Annotated in this window: 7 protein-coding genes; 5 read left to right on the forward strand and 2 right to left on the reverse strand. The window is 40.5% G+C overall.

Annotated elements, in window-relative coordinates:
• A partial coding sequence (locus Q0590_RS36025; RefSeq protein WP_302042535.1) for a TMEM175 family protein occupies window positions 1-467 on the reverse strand: 467 nt, incomplete at its 3' end.
• A gap of 562 nt (window positions 468-1,029) precedes the next feature.
• Window positions 1,030-2,025, reverse strand: a complete 996-nt coding sequence (locus tag Q0590_RS36030; RefSeq protein ID WP_302042536.1) for an IS110 family RNA-guided transposase — start codon at window positions 2,023-2,025, stop codon at window positions 1,030-1,032.
• Window positions 2,026-2,350: 325 nt separating this feature from the next.
• On the opposite strand from Q0590_RS36030, the gene Q0590_RS36035 reads away from it, so the two are divergent.
• The 5 genes from Q0590_RS36035 to Q0590_RS36055 all read left to right on the forward strand — a co-directional run bounded on the left by Q0590_RS36035 (window position 2,351) and on the right by Q0590_RS36055 (window position 7,118).
• Window positions 2,351-3,739 (forward strand): group II intron reverse transcriptase, encoded by a 1,389-nt coding sequence (locus Q0590_RS36035; protein WP_302042537.1) that lies wholly within the window; start codon window positions 2,351-2,353, stop codon window positions 3,737-3,739.
• A gap of 114 nt (window positions 3,740-3,853) precedes the next feature.
• Window positions 3,854-4,270 carry a hypothetical protein gene (locus Q0590_RS36040; protein WP_302042538.1) on the forward strand — a complete coding sequence of 139 codons (417 nt, stop codon included), beginning with the start codon at window positions 3,854-3,856 and terminating at the stop codon, window positions 4,268-4,270.
• Window positions 4,271-4,409: 139 nt separating this feature from the next.
• Window positions 4,410-5,213 carry a hypothetical protein gene (locus Q0590_RS36045; RefSeq protein WP_302042539.1) on the forward strand — a complete coding sequence of 268 codons (804 nt, stop codon included), beginning with the start codon at window positions 4,410-4,412 and terminating at the stop codon, window positions 5,211-5,213.
• Window positions 5,214-5,235: 22 nt separating this feature from the next.
• Window positions 5,236-5,964 carry a DUF2625 domain-containing protein gene (locus tag Q0590_RS36050; protein WP_302042540.1) on the forward strand — a complete coding sequence of 243 codons (729 nt, stop codon included), beginning with the start codon at window positions 5,236-5,238 and terminating at the stop codon, window positions 5,962-5,964.
• Window positions 5,965-6,359: 395 nt separating this feature from the next.
• Entirely contained in the window at window positions 6,360-7,118 is a 759-nt protein-coding gene (locus tag Q0590_RS36055; protein ID WP_302042541.1) for a hypothetical protein, read from the forward strand.
• Window positions 7,119-7,389: the final 271 nt, after the last annotated feature.

Consider the following 7,389-nt stretch of genomic DNA (forward strand, 5'->3'; position numbering starts at 1 on the left):
TTTGTAAGAAGACGGATGAGCTTTTTGTCTGTACCATCCTCCAAAAGTTCCTTTTTTTTAATGGCATACCACCAGACACAATTGTAAAACAGAGTCATCAACACCAATGTGCCATGATAGATCAAGGCTGCCATTCGTTCGTCTGGTTTGCCTACATGCCGAGCCAATAAGCCGGTTGTAAAAGACTGTAAGGTAACAAACATCAAAAACAAAATATTCAGGATAAGCAGGTACTGATCCGTCTGCCGTATGTAATTAAACATGTTGTGATGGTTGGACCAGGCAACACATATGAACAGGAAAGACGCAGCGAAAGCGGCGTAGTGAGGCCATTGGTTGACAATGGCCTGAAGCAAGCCTGTTTCGGTTTCCGGTTTTGGCAGTTCGGTAGCAAGTAGTGTGGCCGCTATAGCTAATACCGCATCGCTAAAATATTCGAGCCGATCCGTTGGTCGATGGTTGTGCATAAGAACCTTTCAAAAATTCGATGTATTGTATGTTGAAATTGAATGTGCTGTTAAAGAACTAGTACTGCTCATGAAAATACTTTATTGGTTTTACCGAATTAGATGACACAACCTCAAACAGGTAATTGCACACTACGAAGCGTCGATGAGCAACCATAAATGATTTCGCCATTGCTTATTATAACCTGAAAATCAGTAATTAGGCTATGATTTCGCACCTTGTAGTATTTCTAAACAAGGACGGGGTGGATTCGCTAATGAAAAAGCCTGTAATGCCGCGTTCTATTAGAAAGTCAAGCATTTTTATAGTAAATTTTTAAGAAAGTAATTAGAAAAAGACAATGACTTTCCTGTTTCCCTTAAAATCTTTAAGGGGATAGCGCATGCCCTAACCGCTTTCCCTTTTAGCAAGCAAAGATAAGGGATCGACACAACCCGTCAAGGGTAAATAAACAGCTGCTCACGCGCCTATCTACCCTAAGAGCTGCCCTTGACTGGTTGTGTCTCCCCTTGAAAAGGCTTCTAAGAAGGGAAAGCTCACAGACTAGGTAAAGCCTTACAACTATATTTGCAAAGCTACATAAGGGGTTTGTCTGCGGATGACAGCAAACATACGGCTGATGAGTTTATTGCGGATCGTGTTCAGCACTACCATGTGATGCTTTCCTTCTTTGATTCTGCGTTTGTAAAATCTTCGGTACTCGGTATCGGTTCGAATCATGTTGACAGCTCCCATGCTAAGCAAGCCTTTGAGTCTTCTATTGCCTATAGCAGAAACTTTGGTTCTGCCTTTGATACTGGTACCAGATTGCTTAGGAAAAGGGGCTGTGCCTACATAGCAAGCAAACTTTCTCCAGGAAGAAAACTTGGTAAAGCCTTCTGAATAGGCCAGCATATGAGCAGCAATCAACAAGCCGACACCAGGTACAGAGGAGAGCAACTTATACTGCTCTGCAAGCTGTTTATCTTCTTTGAAGAAGCCTTTGATCTGTGTGTTAGCCTGTTTGATCTGCTCTTTGATGGCTTTTATCTGCGCTTTATGAGCAGCAATAATAAAAGAAACATCTAGTAAAGACTCTACTCCTTTGAGTTCATATAAAGCACAAGAGAGCCGGTTCTTTTGTTTCAGCAGGCGATTTCTGTGGGTAAGCAGCAGCTTTAGTTCCATAAGTTTACTAGCAGGTAATTGATGTAAGGTAAGCGTATCAGCATGGCGATAAGCATAAGTAGCTACCATGGCTGAATCGGCTTTATCAGATTTTCCTCTGACAATACCCATGGAATGTTTGATCCGGTAAGCTGACTCTACGACATAGTGAGCCTGTATGGAAGAAAGAAAATAACAGAGATGGTAAGAATACAAACCTGTATCTTCCATACAAAACAGGCAATCAGTTAAACTATATTGCTTTTCTATCCAGGAGAGCATTTGCTTAAAACCACTCATTTTGTTTGAAAACTGTTGATGAAGGAGCTTTTGAGTAGCGGGAATAAAAAGAGAGACATCGATGGTTACTTTGCTCACATCAATGCCAATGAATACTTGTTTTTTCATCATGAACAAGAGTTAAAGGTGGAGAAATAAGAAGCTGAACAAACTACTACCTTTATGAGGTCTAAGACTAAAAGAGTCTGTTACCTAGCGTTCTATCAGGTCAGGTGTTCAACTAAGAGAAAATCAGAGGACTATCACGGCGTAAAGGTAGTGAGCCTAACACTGAACCAAGTTCTCCTCCGATTTCTCAAGATGAAAAAATTGTATTATTTTTTCTCAACAAATCTAAAGACATAAAGCCGACAACTGTGCCTCTCAAACTCAAAGCCACAGCTCATAGGCAGCAGTTGCGGTTATGTTTGGTTCATTACTTGCCATAAGAATCAAAATGAAAAGATTAATGACTATCCTATTGCTTCCCATCTTATTATTGGGTTGTTCAAAGAATAAGTGTGAAATACTATCAAAAAATTATAGGGGTTTAGATGCCATGCCATCGGCACAAGAGGTAATAGGTGTTTATAAAATTGTAGACGACAATAGCGACTTTAGGATACGTATTGACGAGCATAATTATAAGAAGCGGGTAGTCATTACCGGAACGCCTCCATGGTGTAGTGATACAACGAGGAATACTTTTCAGGGAGAGTGGATGCTTGTGAAACAAGGAACGTTGAAAGGATGGCTCAAAGCCGGAATCATGGAAAAGGGCAAATTATTCCCATCCCGGCAAGGCACCCCCCAAGGCGGATGTGTTTCCCCCTTGCTGGCTAATATTTCTTTACATGGCATGGAGCACACTTTGCAAGCGGCTCTTCCTCCCTACCGTCAAAAACAGGATGGGAAATGGGTCTACTATCGGCTCAATCTGATTCGCTATGCCGATGACCTGGTGGTCCTACATGCCGACTTAGGCCAACTGCTGAAAGCAAAAGCAGTTCTGGAAGCATGGTTGCAACCCATGAACCTGGAACTGAAAGCGGGTAAGACACGTATTGTGCATACCTTGAAAGCGTATAAAGGTGCAGCCGGATTTGATTTCCTGGGTTGCACGATTAGGCAATTTCCTGCCGGTAAGACGCATAGTAGAGCCTACCGGGATGGCACCTCCTTTGGGTTTTGCACCCGGATCTACCCCAGTAAACAAAGTTTGAAAACGCATCAACAGGCATTGAAAGGAGTCATTGAGCAACATCAGGCTGCTCCTCAACAAGCCTTGATTGATAAGCTTAATCCCATCATTCAAGGGTGGGCCAATTACTTTGCTGGTAACCATTCTTCGGCTGCTTTTGTAAAGATGAATCACTTGACCTTTCTCAAACTCTGGAGTTGGGCCAAACGCCGACACGTCAATAAAAGTAGACGATGGATTGCTCACAAGTATTGGAAAGTAGATTGGGGCAAGTGGGACTTCTCAGCAAGTAAGGACACTAGGCTTAGCTTGCACAGCGGGGTGAAAATCAAACCCTATATCAAAGTCAAAGGAAGAAAAAGTCCTTACGATGGAGATTGGGTTTACTGGGCTACCCATATGGCACGCCACCCGGAAGTAGGAACAAGGACAGCAATACTGCTCAAAAAGCAACAAGGCAAATGTAATTGGTGTAGCTTACACTTCAACAGAGAAGATCAACTAGAAACAGACCATATCCTGCCGCTTTCAAAAGGAGGAAAGGATAGGGTAGACAATCTGCAGTTATTGCATCGGCATTGTCATCATCAAAAGACAGCTAGTGACCTGTATGAAGTGAAAGAGAATAAAGAGAGGTACTCTTGACAAAGAGCCAATCCAAGGAGGAGCCGGATGATGGGAAAGCTGTCAAGTCCGGTTTTGAAGACCAGTACAGGAGGCGACTCCTGTACTGAGTTTAACTAGCCACAACTATAAAAAATGACGGGAAAAGCACTCCATAAGCCTTACCACGAAATTCTAAAACATCCTTATGATTTTAGGGTAAGATATAGATTTCTCTCTCAAGAAGAAGGAGGCCGAAGAAACCCGCCTTTTCAGGGCTATCGGTCAGATTTTGAATATGCCCAAAAAGCACAGGAAGATGAAGGTCTTTACATGATATGGCCCGAGTTTGAAGATGAGGCAAGTAATGTTATTATTGATAATGATTTGATGATTTCTAATTCTGGAACTGCACGCATGTGGATCATAGACCCAGAATTGAGAAGCACCCATCAGAAGAGAATAAAGCTTGGAATAAAAGGATATTTCAGAGAAGGTGCACGAAGAGTAGCAGAATGTGAAGTGATTGAAATAGGATCACTATTATCAAACCCAACTGAAAGAAAAAAGTGAAAAGATGTGGCTAACACCCTGCAAATGATAACCGTGGCCTATCGAAGCATTACTTCAGCACGAGCCAACGGTATACAGTTGCAGTTGCTACGTTAGCAGCAATATTTACATCGACAAGTGGAGTGATTAACAAGTGAACATGAGACAAGTAATACTTCTAACACTCTTACTGACTTCATTATTATCTAACGGACAGACAAGAACTATTACTGGACGAGTTCTTTTTGATGACTTAAGTCCAGTCTACGAGGCTAAAATTTGGGTACATGATACTCTTCAACTCGGGACATCGGGATTAAATGGAGACTTTGAAGTTGAACTTCCAACAAGCGAAGATGAGATAGAAATTGGTATGATAGGAATGGAAATAGCTTCGGTAAGACTTCCGCCGAATTGTTCCCGCGTAGAGATTATTATGATTCCAGATGGGACATATCATTATAGGTCTCACAAAAAGGTTGACCGAATACGCAAAAGCTTATTTGATAAAATACCCCAACTGCATTCAAACGCTTTCACTAAAGGGCTTTTTAGTACTCCGACACCATGCTACACAATGGAATTTAAGCCTGATAAACCACAGCTTGACGAAATAAGAAAGGAACTAAAAATAGAAAGCAAAAGAATTGCAACCTTATTTAGCAAACTTGAAATTGGAGATACAATTCAAGTTCCCTTCAGCGGAACGTATAGGTCCGATGGGACCGACAGGACAACTCTTACTCCGTGGGCCTATTTTACAGACGCGATAAAGTTTCAATGCTTGATTGAAGGAATGGTAACGAATAAAGACAGGCAAAATTCAGGCTACAATATTGAAATTAAAATAACTGATTGCAAATCATGCAAGTACGACACACCTATTATTTATCAAGAAAAGGACATGGTCATTGGGACTGTATTCAGACACAATATGAGAATTCTAAAAGTAGTGACTAAGTAAAAACTGCTGCCACAAAAGAAAAATGAAAACAAAATTGGTAATACTTCTTTTATTCATCGTTCAAGGTGTACATGGACAAACAGCTAAAATGCGGACGGTAAGTGAATTGATAAATAAACAAGACCCTGGGTGGGAATTAGTCCTAGAATGGATGAAGCAAGCGACAAACAAGGTAGAAGTGCTGCCAAAAGATAACAAACGAGCAGAGCAAGCTTTGTACGAAACACAAGTAACTACCCGCTCTCCCATGGGAGCCATTGTGTATGAAACAGGTGGCATCTTAATAGATGAAGGATGGATACGTATTTTGGGTTCCGGGTCTACTCATTTGAACAGAAGTTTAATTGGCTGGAATATGGGTAAGTCTATGAGCCAGCTAGGAGAGCGACCTTCTTTTTTATTGATTGCTGATGATGCCATAGGTGGTTTCTTTGCTATTAATGGTGGTGCCTTTGGGGCAGAGGATGCAGGTAAAATATTCTATTTTTCACCTGATAATTTAGAGTGGGAGTCATTGGGTATAGGGTATTCAGAATTTCTAACTTTCTGCTTCTCTGGAGATTTAACTAAGTTCTATGAAGGCCTGCGATGGAATGGTTGGCAGGCAGAAATCAAGAATATGGATGGTAACCAAGGCATAAGCTTTTACCCTTTCCTATGGACAAAAGAAGGGAAAGACTTAAGTATAGTGAGCCGTAGGCCAGTGCCTATTGAAGAGTTGTGGACCCTTTATAATGAACAGAAAAAATAAACATAGTTGCTGCCAACACTGCTCTGAAACGACAACCATCCGATCTCAGCGCAATACCTAAATTCGGAGGACCGGTATGCATCGGCACTTGAATCATTAAAGGTGCAAAAAAACCTCCCAATTCAGGTACTAGTGCGTTTTAATTCATAACTCTTATCCAACCTTATAAAAGCTGTACAGATAAGTTGTACCCAAAATCAACGTAGCTTTTACTTTGTAACATTGAGTAAAGGGTACAAAAGTTGTTCGCTGCAGTAATGAGTTTCAGGAAAGGGGGTATATACTATTACTATTTTTTCTTATTGTTTGTCCGGTATTATCTGACCATGTATAATTACTAGATAAGGAAATGCTGTTGGCTTGTTTTTACTAGGAGGAATAGCTAACTTTTCTAGATGCAGAAATTCCTATGCTGCTTTCTACTAGCAGTAGCCATCCACTTTACTTTAAGAGCACAACAAGCTCCCCTCTATACAATCAACGCCGGAGAAATAGTCTCTGATGTAATCCCTCTCAACGAGCAATACGTCTATGGTGAATTTCAACAAGGCACTGTATGGTTCAGAAATGGCAAATCTTTACCTGCTCTGCTCAACTATAACCGCTTATATGGGGAAATGCAGTTTATTGGCAGCAAAGGCGATACCTTAGCCCTGGTAGAAGAAAATTCACTGAAAAAGATTACTATCGGTAAACAGGTATTTTATTATATGCATAAAAATAGTTTCGTTGAGCTACTTACTGCTCAGTTGCCTGTAAAGCTTGCCAGGAAACAAAACCTGGAAATTATCCGAAGCACCTTTAGATTAGTTCGCAATTCGGGGATCGGCTCTACAGGGAATGTTTTTGCTGGGGAACGTGATGATACTATGAATGGGCCTTTTAATTCCTCTACTCACACTTCTAGCCTTAGCTACAGAAAATTATATACACAAAAAGTTCCGGGAGAATTACAGCTGGCCAAACAGAGCTCCTATTATTTTGTTGATCAAAATGAGCGGGTTCACCAGGCTAAGAAGTCCACTTTACTAAAGCTATTTGGCAGGCACAAACAAGCAATTGAAGACTATATAGACACCAACCAAGTAGATTTTACCCGGGAAGTAGATTTAAAAAATCTACTTGAATATTGCGCTCAATGGATTAATAAGTAAATACCTTATTGCTGAACAAACTGATATAGTAGGAGATAGTAAGTTAATAAGTTATGGATTATAAGTGTCGCATAGATTAAGGGCTTCTTTTATGGATTTTATGCGTAGTAAGATGTAAAAAGAATTTGCCGTGTTTGATTTGAGTCATTCAATAATGATTATATTTCTATATATAATCCTATACACAATCTTTTCATCTTCTCCCCTTAATTCATTTTTATGAAAACGCTCTTATGTTCACTCTTTTTACTTGTCGTATCCTCAATTGTCT

Origin of the sequence: Rhodocytophaga aerolata (genome assembly GCF_030503435.1) — a bacterium.
Taxonomy (GTDB): domain Bacteria; phylum Bacteroidota; class Bacteroidia; order Cytophagales; family 172606-1; genus Rhodocytophaga; species Rhodocytophaga aerolata.

Excerpts from the sequence above, each read along its gene's own strand:
- Q0590_RS36030 (WP_302042536.1), bottom strand. The coding sequence starts at position 2,025 with ATGATGAAAAAACAAGTATTCATTGGCATTGATGTGAGCAAAGTAACC.
- Q0590_RS36035 (WP_302042537.1), top strand. The coding sequence starts at position 2,351 with ATGAAAAGATTAATGACTATCCTATTGCTTCCCATCTTATTATTGGGT.
- Q0590_RS36040 (WP_302042538.1), top strand. The coding sequence starts at position 3,854 with ATGACGGGAAAAGCACTCCATAAGCCTTACCACGAAATTCTAAAACAT.
- Q0590_RS36045 (WP_302042539.1), top strand. The coding sequence starts at position 4,410 with ATGAGACAAGTAATACTTCTAACACTCTTACTGACTTCATTATTATCT.
- Q0590_RS36050 (WP_302042540.1), top strand. The coding sequence starts at position 5,236 with ATGAAAACAAAATTGGTAATACTTCTTTTATTCATCGTTCAAGGTGTA.
- Q0590_RS36055 (WP_302042541.1), top strand. The coding sequence starts at position 6,360 with ATGCAGAAATTCCTATGCTGCTTTCTACTAGCAGTAGCCATCCACTTT.